At 47.4% G+C, this 14589-nt stretch carries 14 protein-coding genes; all 14 read right to left on the bottom strand.

Annotated features, from left to right (window positions below; genetic code table 11):
• Positions 1-8 precede the first annotated feature (8 nt).
• A complete protein-coding gene (locus tag ACKA06_RS13105) occupies positions 9-383 on the bottom strand; it encodes an ATP synthase subunit I (protein WP_032086925.1) in 375 nt (124 codons plus the stop codon).
• Positions 384-397: 14 nt separating this feature from the next.
• Positions 398-610, bottom strand: a complete 213-nt coding sequence (locus tag ACKA06_RS13100; protein ID WP_032086926.1) for an AtpZ/AtpI family protein — start codon at positions 608-610, stop codon at positions 398-400.
• 1161 nt (positions 611-1771) lie between these two features.
• Positions 1772-2920 carry a non-hydrolyzing UDP-N-acetylglucosamine 2-epimerase gene (gene wecB / locus ACKA06_RS13095; protein ID WP_198258454.1) on the bottom strand — a complete coding sequence of 383 codons (1149 nt, stop codon included), beginning with the start codon at positions 2918-2920 and terminating at the stop codon, positions 1772-1774.
• 17 nt (positions 2921-2937) lie between these two features.
• Entirely contained in the window at positions 2938-3567 is a 630-nt protein-coding gene (upp, locus tag ACKA06_RS13090; RefSeq protein WP_032086928.1) for a uracil phosphoribosyltransferase, read from the bottom strand.
• 505 nt (positions 3568-4072) lie between these two features.
• A complete protein-coding gene (locus ACKA06_RS13085) occupies positions 4073-5314 on the bottom strand; it encodes a serine hydroxymethyltransferase (protein ID WP_032086929.1) in 1242 nt (413 codons plus the stop codon).
• 441 nt (positions 5315-5755) lie between these two features.
• Positions 5756-6298 (bottom strand): TIGR01440 family protein, encoded by a 543-nt coding sequence (locus ACKA06_RS13080; protein ID WP_058299439.1) that lies wholly within the window; start codon positions 6296-6298, stop codon positions 5756-5758.
• A gap of 12 nt (positions 6299-6310) precedes the next feature.
• A complete protein-coding gene (rpiB, locus tag ACKA06_RS13075; protein ID WP_032086931.1) occupies positions 6311-6754 on the bottom strand; it encodes a ribose 5-phosphate isomerase B in 444 nt (147 codons plus the stop codon).
• 205 nt (positions 6755-6959) lie between these two features.
• Entirely contained in the window at positions 6960-8249 is a 1290-nt protein-coding gene (locus ACKA06_RS13070; RefSeq protein WP_032086932.1) for a methyl-accepting chemotaxis protein, read from the bottom strand.
• Positions 8250-8268: 19 nt separating this feature from the next.
• The gene (locus ACKA06_RS13065; RefSeq protein ID WP_336511338.1) at positions 8269-8712 is read right to left on the bottom strand and encodes a low molecular weight protein arginine phosphatase; all 444 of its coding nucleotides are present in this window, start codon (positions 8710-8712) and stop codon (positions 8269-8271) included.
• Between the two features lie 628 nt (positions 8713-9340).
• Positions 9341-9895, bottom strand: coding sequence for a manganese efflux pump MntP (locus tag ACKA06_RS13060; protein WP_058299441.1), 555 nt, complete (start codon positions 9893-9895; stop codon positions 9341-9343).
• Positions 9896-10034: 139 nt separating this feature from the next.
• Positions 10035-11075, bottom strand: a complete 1041-nt coding sequence (locus tag ACKA06_RS13055; protein WP_411159851.1) for an L-threonylcarbamoyladenylate synthase — start codon at positions 11073-11075, stop codon at positions 10035-10037.
• Positions 11076-11424: 349 nt separating this feature from the next.
• Entirely contained in the window at positions 11425-11871 is a 447-nt protein-coding gene (locus tag ACKA06_RS13050; protein ID WP_032086936.1) for a GNAT family N-acetyltransferase, read from the bottom strand.
• A gap of 352 nt (positions 11872-12223) precedes the next feature.
• Positions 12224-13096 carry a stage II sporulation protein R gene (spoIIR, locus tag ACKA06_RS13045; protein ID WP_411159850.1) on the bottom strand — a complete coding sequence of 291 codons (873 nt, stop codon included), beginning with the start codon at positions 13094-13096 and terminating at the stop codon, positions 12224-12226.
• Between the two features lie 619 nt (positions 13097-13715).
• Positions 13716-14588 (bottom strand): peptide chain release factor N(5)-glutamine methyltransferase, encoded by an 873-nt coding sequence (prmC, locus tag ACKA06_RS13040; protein WP_232353819.1) that lies wholly within the window; start codon positions 14586-14588, stop codon positions 13716-13718.
• Position 14589 lies beyond the last annotated feature (1 nt).

Below are 14589 nucleotides of genomic sequence, written 5' to 3'. Positions count from 1 at the left end.
CTTCCCCGCTATTTGTTTATTTTGAAACTGCTGAAAAAATAATCTATCATAATGACAATATAAGCTGTCATTAATCCAATAATTAGACTTAGGAGATGAAACATTTCTGGATAGCGGGTCACGATGATCACGCCAAGGGCCGCTGCAGCCATCCGCGACGTCGTTCCGAGGGATCTCACTTTCTTCCCCTGGACCACTGCCTCGCCGAACTTGCTGACTCTCTTCGTCATGCCCCAGTGCATATACAGGCTCAAAGCCGTTCCTAGCGTCAACCCTAAAAATACTGATTTGTGGTCGGTAAATCCCCAACCCAGGACGTAAATAGCCAGCAAATAAATTATGTACTTCCGCTGTCTATTAAACATTTGATGGAGTTCCGGCATATCTTAATATTCTCCTAAGATAAATGTCGTAAGGTACGAAGCATCGCATAAATCCCCGTCGCTAACCCGAGAAGTAATCCGATGATTAAAAAGAGTGGTGCAGAGTCTGCTTGCTGGTCAATCCACCTGCCCAGAAAAATCCCCACTAATATGGAGCCGACAAGCTGCGACAAAATCGCTGAATAAATCGCCATCGCCTTATACGGGCTTTGATTTTTTTGACCCATTTCAACCCTTCCTATTCAAAAAGAAATTTGAACGTGAGGCAAGCTGTGTAAAATGGAAGGAAATCAGAGTTTACAAGGTTTCGAAAGTTGTGAAAACCTTATCATTTTACATCCTTTGTAAGCATACAATAGGGCATATTCTATGTCAATGCGTTCAAGTTAAAAAGTTCACAACCTTGCCACGTGTATGTCGAAAGTTCACATTTTTTACACATTTATCCGAAAAGCGGAGGCGGCTTGATCAGAGGCGTGTGGCATAAGGTGAACCGGATGGGAAGGCGTTCTTTGCCTTCATGTTCGGTTTGACTTATGACATGTGCCTCTAGCCGCCGGAGCTGGACACCCAGAAATGCGGAGGCGGCTCGTTCAGAGGCGTGTGGCATAAGGCGAATCGGGCTGGAAGGCGTTCTTTGCCTTCTGGTCCGGTTTGACTTATGACATGTGTCTCTAGCCGCCGGAGCTGGACACCCAGAAATGCGGAGGCGGCTCGTTCAGAGGCGGGTGGCATAAGACGAATCGGCCACGAAGGCGCTCTTTGCCTTCTTGGTCGGTTTGGCTTATGACATGTGCCTCTAAGCCCTGCAGCTGGACACCGCTTGGAAAAGCGGAGCTGGCCCAGTCAGGCAGATCCAGACACCGACAAAAAATGCGGGTTCCCCACGACATACCGTTCACCACATTATATGTAAAATTTAATCCCAGACACAGCTGAGCAAAAAACTTGACTCTCTTCTTCGCACATCTTCCATTATAAAGTAACCGCCACCCGCGAGAAACCCTGCATTTTAATGTAAATATATCCATATACCTATTGATACGCCTTTATCGCTGTATCGACTGCTGGTCACGCTGCCAGGGGTTCAGATTGCTTTGCCCAGATTAGAATGATTCTTATAAGATCATAAAATCGTGAAATGGATCATATATCGTTGGATGGCTCTCCTAACCATATCTAAAGTACACCCTACCCACCCCGTTCAAGCCGGTTCACACCAATGAAACTGTATTTTACACAAAAAATCTTTTAGACAAGCTGGATTTTTAAAAATATTTGATAGAAAGTTAACTTTTTATAAGAATCCCTTACTATATTTTCTTGCAAATAAGACAAAGCCCATCCCCCACTGCTTAATTGCAATGAGGAACGGGCTTTCAGATGGATTACTCCGGCTTAAACGATTTCGGACGCTCATCCAGCTGGCCGAATTGGTAGCGGATCGCCTGGGCAATTCGGTAGGATGCCTGTCCATCGCCGTATGGATTTGTCGCTTTGGACATTTCGCTGTGAGCCTGCTCGTCTGTCAGCAGCTCTTTTGCCAGCTTGTAGATGTTTTCTTCTTCGTTTCCTGCAAGCTTCAGTGTGCCGGCTTCGATTCCTTCCGGCCGTTCAGTCGTATCACGAAGGACAAGAACAGGAACACCAAGGGAAGGCGCCTCTTCCTGTACCCCGCCTGAATCAGTCAGGATCAAGTGAGCTCTTGACGCGAAGTTATGGAAATCAATGACGTCCAGTGGTTCGATCAAGTGGATGCGGCTGTCGTTGCCCAGCACTTCATCCGCCACTTCACGCACGGCAGGATTCAAGTGAACCGGATACACGACTTGAATATCATCATGTTCTTCCACTAAACGCTTGATTGCACGGAACATGTTCCTCATCGGCTGGCCGAGGTTTTCACGGCGGTGAGCAGTCAAGAGAACAAGGCGATCGTCTCCAAGCTTTTCAAGCACCTCATGCTTGTACTCGTCTTTAACCGTCGTTTTCAATGCATCGATTGCTGTATTCCCAGTGATGAAGATGCCATCTTCTTTCTTTCTTTCATTCAACAGGTTCTGAGCCGATTTATCCGTCGGGGCAAAATGAAGGTCCGCCATGACGCCAGTCAGCTGACGGTTCATTTCCTCTGGGAATGGAGAGTACTTATTCCACGTACGAAGACCCGCTTCGACGTGTCCGACTGAAATCTGGTTATAGAATGCTGCAAGACTTGCAACGAATGTAGTAGTCGTATCACCGTGCACAAGAACGATATCAGGCTTCGCTTCCTTCATGATCTTATCAAGGCCCTCAAGTCCGCGTGTTGTTACATCGATCAGCGTTTGGCGGTCTTTCATGATGTTCAAATCAAAATCAGGTGTGATATCAAAGATAGAAAGTACTTGGTCAAGCATTTCACGGTGCTGTGCCGTAACGGTCACAATCGTTTCAAAGCTTTCCGGGTGTTTTTTTAATTCAAGAACGAGCGGAGCCATCTTGATCGCTTCCGGTCTTGTTCCGAAAATCGTCATTACCTTAATGGGAGTACTCATATTTCACACAGCCTTCCTTATTTTGTTCCGAATAAACGGTCACCGGCATCGCCAAGTCCAGGGACGATATAGCCTTTTTCGTTCAGCTTCTCATCAAGCGCTGCAATGTAGATGTCTACATCCGGGTGCTCCGCTTGAATCGCTTCCACTCCTTCGGGACATGCCACAAGGCACATGAATGTGATGTTTTTTGCACCGCGTTTTTTCAGGGAGTTGATGGCTTCAACTGCTGACCCGCCCGTTGCAAGCATCGGATCCACCAGGATGAAGTCGCGCTCTTCCACGTCGCTTGGAAGTTTTACGTAATATTCGATCGGCTTAAGAGTCTCAGGATCACGGTATAATCCTACGTGACCGACTTTCGCTGCCGGGATCAATTTGAGGATTCCGTCGACCATGCCAAGACCTGCACGCAGAATCGGAACGATCCCCAATTTTTTACCTGTAAGTGTCTTTGCATTCGCTTTGCTTACCGGCGTGTCGATTTCGATATCTTCAAGCGGAAGTTCACGCGTGATTTCGAATGCCATCAGTGTTGATACTTCATCGACAAGTTCGCGGAATTCCTTTGTCCCTGTGTTTTTATCACGGATGAATGTCAGCTTATGCTGAATTAATGGATGATCAAATACGTATACTTTGCCCATTCGACTCTCTCCTTTTGGTTTCGAGTTATGTGAAAAATAGATAGTTACTGTTTTACACCTCTGACTATTGTACATAAAAGAAGTTTTGAGGGCAATAAAAGTTGGGAGGTGTAATGAAATCGTTATTTTTATGTAGGTGATTTATTAAAAATGGCAGGAGTGAGTGTTTCTTATACCGCTTTTGATTTCCGTGGAATACTTCGCTTTCCGCGGGAAGCCTGTAAGCCTCCTCGTCGCTGCGCTCCTGCGGGGTCTCACATTGGCTTCTTTTCCCGCAGGAGTCTTCGTCTTCCACTCCAATCAACCGCTGGATTCTACTCATTCATAATTTAGAATTTCAAATAAGGATAACTAAAACCTACTTATTTATATTACCTATTCTTCAAATCACCAAATTAACCTTCGTTATCAGCCAGAATCATTATTACCTTATCCTATCAATCTATTTTCCTCATAAAAAACCTCTCCAAAAGATCAAGTCTTCCGAAGAGGTTTCTACTATTTATTATCTTTCCGGATATAAAGAAAACTTGCTTGTCAAATCCGTCACGCGTTTACGCGCTTCTTCGAGCTTGGTTTCGTCTTCGTGGTTTTTGAGGGTAAGGGCCATGATGGACGCGATTTCGTCCATTTCTTCCTTAGCAAAACCTCGGGACGTTACGGCTGCTGTTCCGATGCGGATGCCGCTTGTGACGAATGGGCTTTCCGGATCGAATGGGATGGTGTTTTTGTTGACCGTGATTCCGATATCATCAAGAACCTTTTCGGCAATTTTACCAGTGAGCCCAAGTGAACGGAGATCGATTAATAACAGGTGGTTGTCCGAACCGCCGGAAACAAGGTCGATGCCTTCTTTTCCAAGGCTTTCACCGAGACGGGCTGCGTTGTTGATGATGTTCTGTGCATACTCTTTAAAAGAATCCTGCAGTGCTTCACCGAACGATACCGCTTTTGCAGAAATGACGTGCATCAACGGACCGCCTTGAAGACCAGGGAAGATAGACTTATCGATCTTCTTGCCGAACTCTTCTTTACAAAGGATCATCCCGCCGCGTGGACCGCGAAGTGTTTTGTGTGTCGTTGTGGTCACGAAATCCGCGTAAGGGACCGGATTTTGGTGAAGACCGGCTGCAACAAGGCCTGCGATATGCGCCATGTCGACCATCAGGTAAGCTCCCACTTCGTCCGCGATTTCACGGAATTTTGCGAAATCAATCTTTCTAGGATACGCGCTCGCTCCCGCTACGATCAGCTTTGGCTTGTGCTCAAGTGCCTTCTGGCGGACATCTTCATAGTTGATCAGATGGCTTTCCTTATCGACTCCGTACTCTACGAAGTTATACTGGATCCCGCTGAAGTTGACCGGACTTCCGTGCGTGAGGTGGCCCCCGTGTGAAAGGTTCATACCAAGAACCGTGTCACCATGCTCAAGGATTGTGAAGTAGACTGCCATATTGGCTTGTGCACCCGAGTGAGGCTGCACGTTCACATGCTCCGCTCCAAATAACTCTTTTGCGCGGTCGCGCGCTAAGTTTTCCGCTACGTCGACATGCTCACACCCACCATAATAGCGACGACCTGGGTACCCTTCTGCATACTTGTTCGTGAGGACCGAACCCTGTGCTTCCATAACGGCTTCACTGACAAAATTCTCAGATGCAATTAACTCGATTTTCGTGCGTTGACGCTCTAATTCATCTTGAATCGCTGCATAAATTTCCGGATCTTGCTTGGCAATCTTACTCATACATATCCCCCTTTTATTCATCGGCCCATTCTAAGCTGCGCCATCTTGATTCATTCAATTTCATTCTATCATGATTATGCAAAACGCGAAATAAGAACGTGTGGGTAAATTGGATTGTTCGTGTTTTGGGGTTTAGTGGGCAGAGTTGATTTGGGAAATAATCCTGCTGTTCCGGTTTTATTGGTGAAGGCGACGTTCTCAATTAAGGATCACACTTTGGCTGAAGTCCGGCTGTGTCGAAAAATCGCCAGTTCGCACTTATATAAAAAATAGCGCACTGAAATCAAGAGACTTCGCACTTATCCGGAAAATTCCGCACATAAATCAGGAGATTCCGCACATAAATGTCTTCCAAAGACAGAGACGAACACCATCACAACCAATAAAAAAGCCCGCCTCCCAACGCACTAATGCATCGAAAGACGGAACTCCTCTCCAAACCTATTCATATACAGCTCTAATCCCGCCGATCAACTTCGGACGGGTCTTAGCGAGCGTCACATGCGCACCGCCGAGGCTCTTCTGCGAAACCCTGACCGGCACGGCCACATGCTTCAGCTGCATCCCGATGAATGTGTCCCCGATGTCGATCCCGGCGTCCGCCTTGATGAATTCCACCATGACGGGGTCATCAAATGAACGGTATGCGTGGGTCGCCATCGCTCCTCCGGCGGCTCGGGCCGGGATGACGGTCACTTCATCGAGCCTCAGACGTTCTGCCGTTTCACGCTCAAGGACGATCGCCCGGTTCAAATGCTCACAGCATTGGAACGCAAGCGATACTCCTACGGAATCGGCGAACGTTTTTAATTCAGCATAAATCATTTCGGCCACATCGAATGTTCCAGCTGTCCCGATCCGTTCCCCGATGACTTCCGAGGTTGAACAACCGACCACAAAGACCTGTCCTTTTTTTAGCGTGACCTTTTCATTGAATTCAGTCAGGATACTTCGGAGCTGTTCCTGCAATTGAGTGATTTCCATGAAAACCGCTCCCTAGTGTTTGTCTTCGTATGACGTGATCTTACCGATACGGTTGGCGTGGCGTCCGCCTTCGAATTCCGTCCCAAGCCAAGTCTTGGCGATTTCACGGGCAAGCCCCGGTCCGATGACGCGTTCGCCCATCGCAAGGATGTTGCTGTCATTATGTTCGCGTGTCGCTTTCGCACTGAATACATCGTGGACAAGTGCGCAGCGGATGCCCTTTACTTTATTGGCGGAAATACTCATGCCGATGCCTGTTCCGCAGATCAAAATGCCGCGGTCGAACTCGCCGGCAGCCACTTTCTCGGCAACCGGTACCGCATAATCAGGATAATCCACTGAAGTGCCGCACTCACAGCCGAAATCCTCATATTCAAGACCCAGTTCTTCCAATAATGATTTGATTTCTTCACGAATATGAACCCCGCCGTGATCTGATGCAATTGCGATTTTCATCCAACTTCACTCCCCATTTTTGACTAGTGTTTGTTTCCTTTTATTTTGACATACCCTTATGAATAGATAAAGTTATTCACCTTAGGAAAAAAGTCGTCTTTGAGGCCCGTCCCTCACTCCTTTACCGCGGCACCGAGCGGCGGGACGGGCCTTTCAATGCAAAAACAGCACGGACCCGAAAGCCCGTGCCGTCCTGCAAATCTTTTTATAAATGAAAACGAGTAATCGTGCCCTTCAGCGATTCCGCCTGCTTCTTCAGGTTCAGTGCCAATTCCTCGACATTCTCCATGACAGACGCCTGTTCGCGGGTCGCTTCCGATACTTCTTCCGCTCCAGCGGAGGTTTCTTCGGCGATGGCGGCCACTTCCTGTGACTGCTGGGACGTTTCCCTGATGCTTTCCATCTGTCTGTCAACGAGTCCTGAGATTTTTTGGACAGAGTCCGCCACTTCATGAATCGTATTCGTCATCGTCTCGAAGACTTCATTCGTCTTCGATCCTTTATCCGCTTCTTTATTGGCAGTCGTCACCTGATTTGAAATCTGTCCGACCACATTTCCGACTTCATTCTGGATGTTTTTGATCAGCTCGGAAATGCCCTGAACTGCTTTCCCGCTTTCATCCGCAAGCTTCCGCACTTCCTCTGCGACGACAGCAAAGCCTTTTCCATGTTCACCGGCGCGCGCCGCTTCTATGGAAGCATTCAGCGCGAGAAGGTTCGTCTGGTTCGCGATATCGCCGACAAGCTGGATGATCTGCTCCACTTTTTTCGCGTTATCTTCAAGACGGCGGACGACCGTCAGTGACTCTTCATTCCCTTTCGCAAGCGTCGTGATCCCTTCCACAAGCGAATGGATGACCTCTCTGCTGCCTTGAAGCTCGGTGACCATATTTTTAGAAAGCTGCTCGGAAGACTTGGAATGATTCTGCACTTCCTGGGCGATCGCGATGACATCCTCCACCGATTCGGCCGTTGTCTGGATCGACATTGCCGAGCTTTCTGCGCCCGCTGAAATTTCACTGATCGTGCGTGAAATGGATTCCGCCTGATGTGATGCGACTTCTGATGCCTTCGACAAATCCACGACGTGGGCATTCGTTTTTGTGAAATTCTCGTCAATGCTCGCCACCATATCACGGAGGTTGTGGAGCATGCGGTTGAACGCAAGTCCGAGCGAACGGATTTCATCATCCGATTTCGGCACCTCTACTTCGACTGCAATATCTCCTTCAGCCGCTTTAAGAGCCGCCTGTTCCAGTCGCTGAAGCGGTTTGACAATGATCCGCGCCGCGAAGAATGCGAGCAGCCCGGACCAGAACACTCCCATCCCGAGCGTCATGCTTGTAAACAAGAATTCATTCATGTCCGGTGCAAATGCCGGCTTGATAAAATAAATGAAAAATGCCGATGTCGAATACGTCACCAACGCCAGGATCGTCGTGAAGAAAACCAATTTCTTTCTCAGACCCGTCTTATACCTTCTCTCTTTCCCCATCCCTTTTCTCTCCTCAAAATCACTCTTTACTAAGCTTGCCGATCAATTGCCCGATCAGCGAATCCAGCTCCTTGTATGTATGTCTGTATATATCGACGCTGCCCCCGAACGGATCGGACACGTCCATGTCCTCAGGATCCTCGAGCACATATTCCTTCAGCGTGAACACTTTATCCGAAGCTTCCGGATATTGGTCCATGATCGCCCACTTATGATGAGCGGTCATCGTGAACACATAATCAGCCCAGTCGATATCTTTTTTTCTCAGCGTGCTGGATGCATGCTCATGTTTTATATCGTTCTCTTTCAGAACTTCTTTAGCCTGAAATGACGCATCGCTGCCGTCCATCGCAAACACACCCGATGATTTCACCTCAAACTGCTCTTTCCCCCTATGTCTCATCACCGCTTCCGCCATCGGACTGCGGCATGTATTACCCGTACAAACAAACAAGATTTTCATCATCTCATCCTCCTTACGCCTATTATAAAATATTTTCCAATTAGCATATAGGACATTCACAAAGAATACAAAAAGAAAAGCGGAAGTGGGCGTTTTGCTCCCTTTGAAAAATGTTCTTTGGCTTTAGAGGCGTTTTTTGCCTCAAAAGCCGAAGGTTAATTTTCAAACGGGAGCAGACCACTGGAGCTGGACAGCTAGAAAAGCGGAAGGGCTTTGTTCAGAGGCGGGTGGCATAAGACGGACCGGGCGGGAAGGCGTTCTTTGCCTTCTTGACCGGTCCGTCTTATGCCATGTGCCTCTAAGCCCTGGAGCTGGACAAAAGAAACTACCTTTCAATACCGCTATTGGTTTCCGTGCAAGACTCCGCTTTCCGCGGGCAGCCCGTGAGCCTCCTCAGAGCTTACGCTCCTGCGGGGTCTCACATTAGCTACTCTTCCCGCAGGAGTCTTCGTCTTGCACTCCAACCAATAGCTGGACTTATCTAATATTAAATGCTTTTCTCAATATGTGGCGGAGCTTCATATTGCCTAAGTCAAAAACCTGGTTAACAACACACATGCCCCCATTTTTTATTTAGCACACAAAAAAATCCCTCACCACATAAGGTAGCGAGGGATGAATATTGATATCATATCGGCAGCAGCAGCTTGATTCCGAAGGCGAAGAGGATGCTGCCGCCAAGCGCCTCGCTGTAGGTGCCGAGTACGCCTTGAAACTTCCTTCCGATCAGGAGGCCGGTCCAGGTGAGGATGGTGGCGGCGATTCCGAAACAAGCGAGAGCCACAGCCGTCCTCGCACCGAATATCCCGAGTGTCAGGCCGACGGAAAAGCTGTCCAGGCTGACGCTCAGTGCAAACAGCAGGAGGCCGAAACCAACCGGGGAAATGAGTGTCGTTTCCTCCTCTTTAAAACTGGAAATGAACATCTGAATTCCGAGAACAATCAAGAGGATCCCCCCTGCGTAAGTGGCAAATGACCCGAATGTATCCGAGAGGAATTTTCCCGTCACAATGCCGAAGAGCGGCATCACGACGTGAAACAACCCCACCGTCAATCCTATGTAAAAAATCTGCCTCAGCCGAAGCTGCAGCATCCCCATTCCTATTCCGATCGAAAAGGCATCCATCCCAAGAGCAAATGCCATCAACATCAAGGTTATCAGTTCTCCGATAAGTGTCGTCATTCCATTTTCCTCCTCTGGACGTGCCTTCAAGAAAAATGTATGCACGTCCAAAGTGAAATAGAATGAAAATGTTTCATATAAAAACCCCCGACGGCCGCCATCCATGCGGCCATACAGGGGTTTGCTGATTCTTATTTAGTCAGGGCTTGATCACCCGGTATCCGGCGGCTTTCTGAAGCCGGTTCATGATCGCAAGGCCGACCCCTTCTTCAGGGAACATCTCGGCGAAAATGATATCCACATCACTGTTATTAAAGGCGCGCAGCTTATCGTAGAGTCCGTGGGCGACCGTATTCAGGTCATCTCTCCGGCCGACGGAAAATACGACATCCGCACGGTAATCACCCGCAAACTCATCCGTCGTCAGTACTCCAGCCTTCAATCCCTCGCTTCTTTTTTCATCCACAAGTTTCTGCACATCTTCCCGGGTTCCATCTACTAGCCAGACAGGGGCGTCCGGTGCATAGTGCGTATATTTCATTCCCGGTGATTTCGGTGCACCCTTTCCTTCTTTCAATGAAGGATCGACACTCACTTCCCCGACGACTTCCTCAAGCTGCTCCTTCGTTACACCCCCCGGGCGAAGGATGACTGGAATTGCCCCTGTGCAGTCGACGACCGTCGATTCCACACCGACGCCCGTCTCACCGCCGTCCACAACACCGATGATTCGTCCCTCAAGGTCTTCAATGACGTGCTGAGCCGTCGTCGGACTTGGTTTTCCAGAACGGTTCGCACTCGGCGCAGCAATCGGCAGGCCCGCTTCCTCAATGATGGCAAGCGCCACGGGATGGTCAGGCATCCGGATTCCGACCGAATCAAGTCCTGCCGTCACTTTTTCCGAAAGCACGCCATCTTTTTTTTGAAAAATAAGCGTCAACGGTCCTGGCCAGTAGGCAGTCATTAACTTCTCTGCCGCTTCTGGAACCTCTTCTACCAGCTCTTTTAATTGATTTTTATTTGAAATGTGGACAATCAGTGGATTATCGGACGGCCTTCCTTTTGCCTTGAAAATTTTATCCACGGCTTCATCACTTTTTGCATTGGCTCCAAGCCCGTAAACCGTCTCTGTAGGAAAAGCCACAACGTCATTTTGCTGCAAAATTCGGGCTGCATCCACAATTTGTGGATAACTTTCTTTGTTATCCACATCATTTTCCACAATCCAGCGTTTTATCATATCATTCGTCCACCTTTTTATTTCAAGCATACATCTATTCACATAATTGTGGATAAACACAGAATTAACAAGTGTTCCACAATCATACCCATTTGAAAGTATAAAAGAATCCCGATATTTTCTCAAGTATTGTCCACAAAACGTGCATAAACGAATCTCCCCTGTGGATAACCCTGTGGACGAGTGTGAATAATTCTGAAAAAAGAGACTTTTCGACATCGGGTTCTGTCCAACACGTTTTCTGTCGAATGTGTATATGAAAAAAAGAACCATTTTATAGAAAATGATCCTTCTCATGGAATATATTCATATCTCTGCGTCTTATCCGCATTTTGTCGAAAATTCAGGCTTACGGCTGAAGATGCAGGCTCATCGTCAGCAGGTTATCCACTGTGGATAACTGTTTGGCATGCACAAAATCCTTCAGTTCATCCACATGTCCCTGTGGCTCCTGTTGAAAACCAAGCATTTCAAAGAAGTTCAAGGAAGCTCTTCTGTTTGTGATTAGGTACAGCTGGGATAAGTCTTTCTCTTTTGCCAGTTTGAAAATCTCCTGAAAGAGGGTGAAGATTTCCTCACTGTCAAAAGCAGGCGTGACGACCAGCGACCGAAGCAGCCCCGTCCTCTCCCGCATCTCGATTCCCAGTGTCCCGATCAGATTCCCTTCCGTGTCTTCGACAAGCAGGAAGCAGTCTATCGTATTCTTGACCCCTTCTGTGCTCAATCCCGCTTTTACGAGAAAACCGATTACTTTATAGATATCTTCGTGCGTGGCCTGCCTGATTGTTTTCGTCATCTTTTCTTCCTCCCTTTTCTAGTATCTTTACTTTAACTTTATGAGAGGGAGGGAAGATTAGAACTGTTTTTTTGATAGATTTGTTTGTTTAGTAGAAAAATCTTTTCTATCGCTGCAGTAATTTTGAGACAGGCTTTTTATTACCGCTATTGATTTCCGTGGAAGACTTCGCTTTCCGCGGGTGACCCGTGAGCCTCCTCGGCTTCGCCTCCGGGGTCTCACATTGGCCACTTCTCCCGCAGGAGTCTTCATCTTCCACTCCAATCAACCGCTGGAATGGTTTAATTCTTAGCTGAATTTTTCAATCTAATAAAAATAAAATGACTCCATCTAAGTGATGAAGTCAAACGGTTCAATCAAACAATCCTTTTACAAAATCTACTACGAAGAATCTTACTTCCACTTCTTCTTGGTCGCCTTCTTCTACGAATACTTTTTCATTAGTCGCTTGTTCTTTTTGAGGCGTTTCCTGTGTGTTGAATCTGTCGATCAGTTTGGTTTCTTTTACAATGGAGGCTTTGGACTTCGCTTCTTCTACTGATTCTTCAACCACTTCTGCAGCTGCAGGTATTTCTTCTGCCTGCTTGGCATTCTCCTCCACAACTTGAGTCGCTTTTTCTTCCGCTGGTTGGTCTGCTGCCAGTTGATCTTCAGGGTCTACTTCTGTGACTACATCACCGCTTGCTTCGACTGTGGTTTCAAATCCAGGGCTTCTTACTGCGTTGCCTGTGGAAAAGTCCAGGAAGCATAGTGGCGGATAAAGGACACACCACCAGTTGGCTCCTTCCCCTTTTCCGAGTGTAATCAAAACTGCTTCGTATTCACCTGCCGGATACAGATATTGTCCATAGAGTTTGGTAGGGAACTGCACTTTGCCGAAGTCAATTTGCACTTCTTGATCAAGACCTTCTGCCGCCACCACGTTTTCTGCGATTGTTTGAAGCTCCGGCAGTCCTGCTTTGATGACTTTTTTCGCTTCATCCTGAGATGTCAGGCTACCGACCCATTTTGTGATCTCTTTGTTTACTTCGTCTCGCACCAGACGTTTTACGTTCTGGTCTTTTTCCAGGTCACTGTTTGCAAGGATGCGAAGCCGGATTGCTTCCTGCGGGATGACCATCGGCTCCTGCGCCGTCGTGATTTCCTGTTTCGGAATATATAAACTTACGATTGTCCCTAATGTAAGAATCAGAATATAAGATAATACCGCGTGTTTTGTTTTCATTTTTCTCTCCACCTTCCCCTCAGTAACATAGTCTGGACAAGGCGGTGGAATCTTAAACTAGTAAATTGATATTTTTTCAGGAAGTTTGAAGTGACTTTTTCAAATAAAAATAATTAGTTCTGCTAAAACCGCTTTTGGTTTCCGTGCAAGACTTCGCTTTCCGCGGGTGACCCGTGAGCCTCCGCGTCGCTGCGCTCCTGCGGGGTCTCACATTAGTCACTTCTCCCGCAGGAGTCTTCGTCTTGCACTCCAACCAACGCTGGAGCGGGTCTAATATTAAAAAGGAACTTTACTAATCCTTGCAAATAAATCGAGTATACCGATTACAACAGAATAAAAGTGATCAATTGACCTACTTTTCGATAATATAAATCCTAGCTAAAAAAATTTGATAATAAATTCTTCATTTTCAATAATAAATCTTTTGTTTTCGATAATAAAAGTGGAAATTCCGATAATAAGCGGCCTCTGAAAAAACTTACTATCTATTATTCTATGAAAACAAGGTTAAGGCAGCTATTTTTGACTAAAACAAGCCGGCCATTTACTATCCAAGTCATATTTTAATTAAAAATCACATAAAAAGACCCCTTTTCCATATAAAAAGGAGCCTCTTCAATCAACTTCTATCCCGCCAGCAAAAAACCATCCGGTCCTTGCCATTAATATCAATCACCACTTCAGCTTCGACGTCAGGAAACGCACTGCGAAGCATGTCCCGGACAGTCTCACCCTGCCCGGCGCCGACTTCGAACCCGATCAGGAACGTGTTATTCATCACCAAAGGCAGCTCTTCCATAAACCGCCGGTACAGGTCATAGCCGTCTTCCCCGCCAAACAAAGCGAGCTGCGGTTCATGGTCGACGACCACTTCGGACATCGTTTCACGGTCTCCTAAGGGGATGTACGGCGGATTCGATAGCATGATATCAAGCTTCACGCCCTTATCCACCAAAGGCTGCAGAAGATCTCCTTGGTAAAAATCAACCTCGGCCCCCAACCGGCGGCTGTTATCCTGCGCGACAGCCAGTGCTTCCTCCGAAATATCCACAGCCATCACTTCAAGTTCCTGATCCGTACACTCAAGCTTCAGCGTCACCGCAATCGCACCGCTCCCGGTCCCGATATCCGCAGCACGAAGCGACCCGCCTCGTGGAAACAGCCGCTTCATCCGCTCTAGGCCGTAATAAATCAACTCTTCTGTCTCCGGCCTCGGAATCAGCACATGCTCATTCACCTTGAACTCGCGGCCGTAAAACTCCTCAATCCCGATAATATGCTGAATCGGCACACCGGATGCATGCTGCCGGATACCTTCCTGGAACTCTTCCCATGTACCTTGAGGAACCGTCATCCGCTGTTCGGCAAACAATTGCGAACGCGATACGCCCAGCAGATGCCTCAAATAGATTTCGCCCGCGTTTTCGTCCCGTTTACGTTCTATTAAAAAAGAAGAAGCCCACTTCAGGGCTTCAAATACAGTCACGTTCATT

The organism is Rossellomorea oryzaecorticis (genome assembly GCF_045897515.1).
GTDB lineage: Bacteria > Bacillota > Bacilli > Bacillales > Bacillaceae_B > Rossellomorea > Rossellomorea enclensis.
Note: the sequence above shows the minus strand (reverse complement) of the source record. Positions and strands in the feature narration are given on the sequence as shown.

Excerpts from the sequence above, each read along its gene's own strand:
- ACKA06_RS13105 (WP_032086925.1), bottom strand. The coding sequence starts at position 383 with ATGCCGGAACTCCATCAAATGTTTAATAGACAGCGGAAGTACATAATT.
- ACKA06_RS13100 (WP_032086926.1), bottom strand. The coding sequence starts at position 610 with ATGGGTCAAAAAAATCAAAGCCCGTATAAGGCGATGGCGATTTATTCA.
- wecB (WP_198258454.1), bottom strand. The coding sequence starts at position 2,920 with ATGAGTACTCCCATTAAGGTAATGACGATTTTCGGAACAAGACCGGAA.
- upp (WP_032086928.1), bottom strand. The coding sequence starts at position 3,567 with ATGGGCAAAGTATACGTATTTGATCATCCATTAATTCAGCATAAGCTG.
- ACKA06_RS13085 (WP_032086929.1), bottom strand. The coding sequence starts at position 5,314 with ATGAGTAAGATTGCCAAGCAAGATCCGGAAATTTATGCAGCGATTCAA.
- ACKA06_RS13080 (WP_058299439.1), bottom strand. The coding sequence starts at position 6,298 with ATGGAAATCACTCAATTGCAGGAACAGCTCCGAAGTATCCTGACTGAA.
- rpiB (WP_032086931.1), bottom strand. The coding sequence starts at position 6,754 with ATGAAAATCGCAATTGCATCAGATCACGGCGGGGTTCATATTCGTGAA.
- ACKA06_RS13070 (WP_032086932.1), bottom strand. The coding sequence starts at position 8,249 with ATGGGGAAAGAGAGAAGGTATAAGACGGGTCTGAGAAAGAAATTGGTT.
- ACKA06_RS13065 (WP_336511338.1), bottom strand. The coding sequence starts at position 8,712 with ATGAAAATCTTGTTTGTTTGTACGGGTAATACATGCCGCAGTCCGATG.
- ACKA06_RS13060 (WP_058299441.1), bottom strand. The coding sequence starts at position 9,895 with ATGACGACACTTATCGGAGAACTGATAACCTTGATGTTGATGGCATTT.
- ACKA06_RS13055 (WP_411159851.1), bottom strand. The coding sequence starts at position 11,075 with ATGATAAAACGCTGGATTGTGGAAAATGATGTGGATAACAAAGAAAGT.
- ACKA06_RS13050 (WP_032086936.1), bottom strand. The coding sequence starts at position 11,871 with ATGACGAAAACAATCAGGCAGGCCACGCACGAAGATATCTATAAAGTA.
- spoIIR (WP_411159850.1), bottom strand. The coding sequence starts at position 13,096 with ATGAAAACAAAACACGCGGTATTATCTTATATTCTGATTCTTACATTA.
- prmC (WP_232353819.1), bottom strand. The coding sequence starts at position 14,588 with ATGAACGTGACTGTATTTGAAGCCCTGAAGTGGGCTTCTTCTTTTTTA.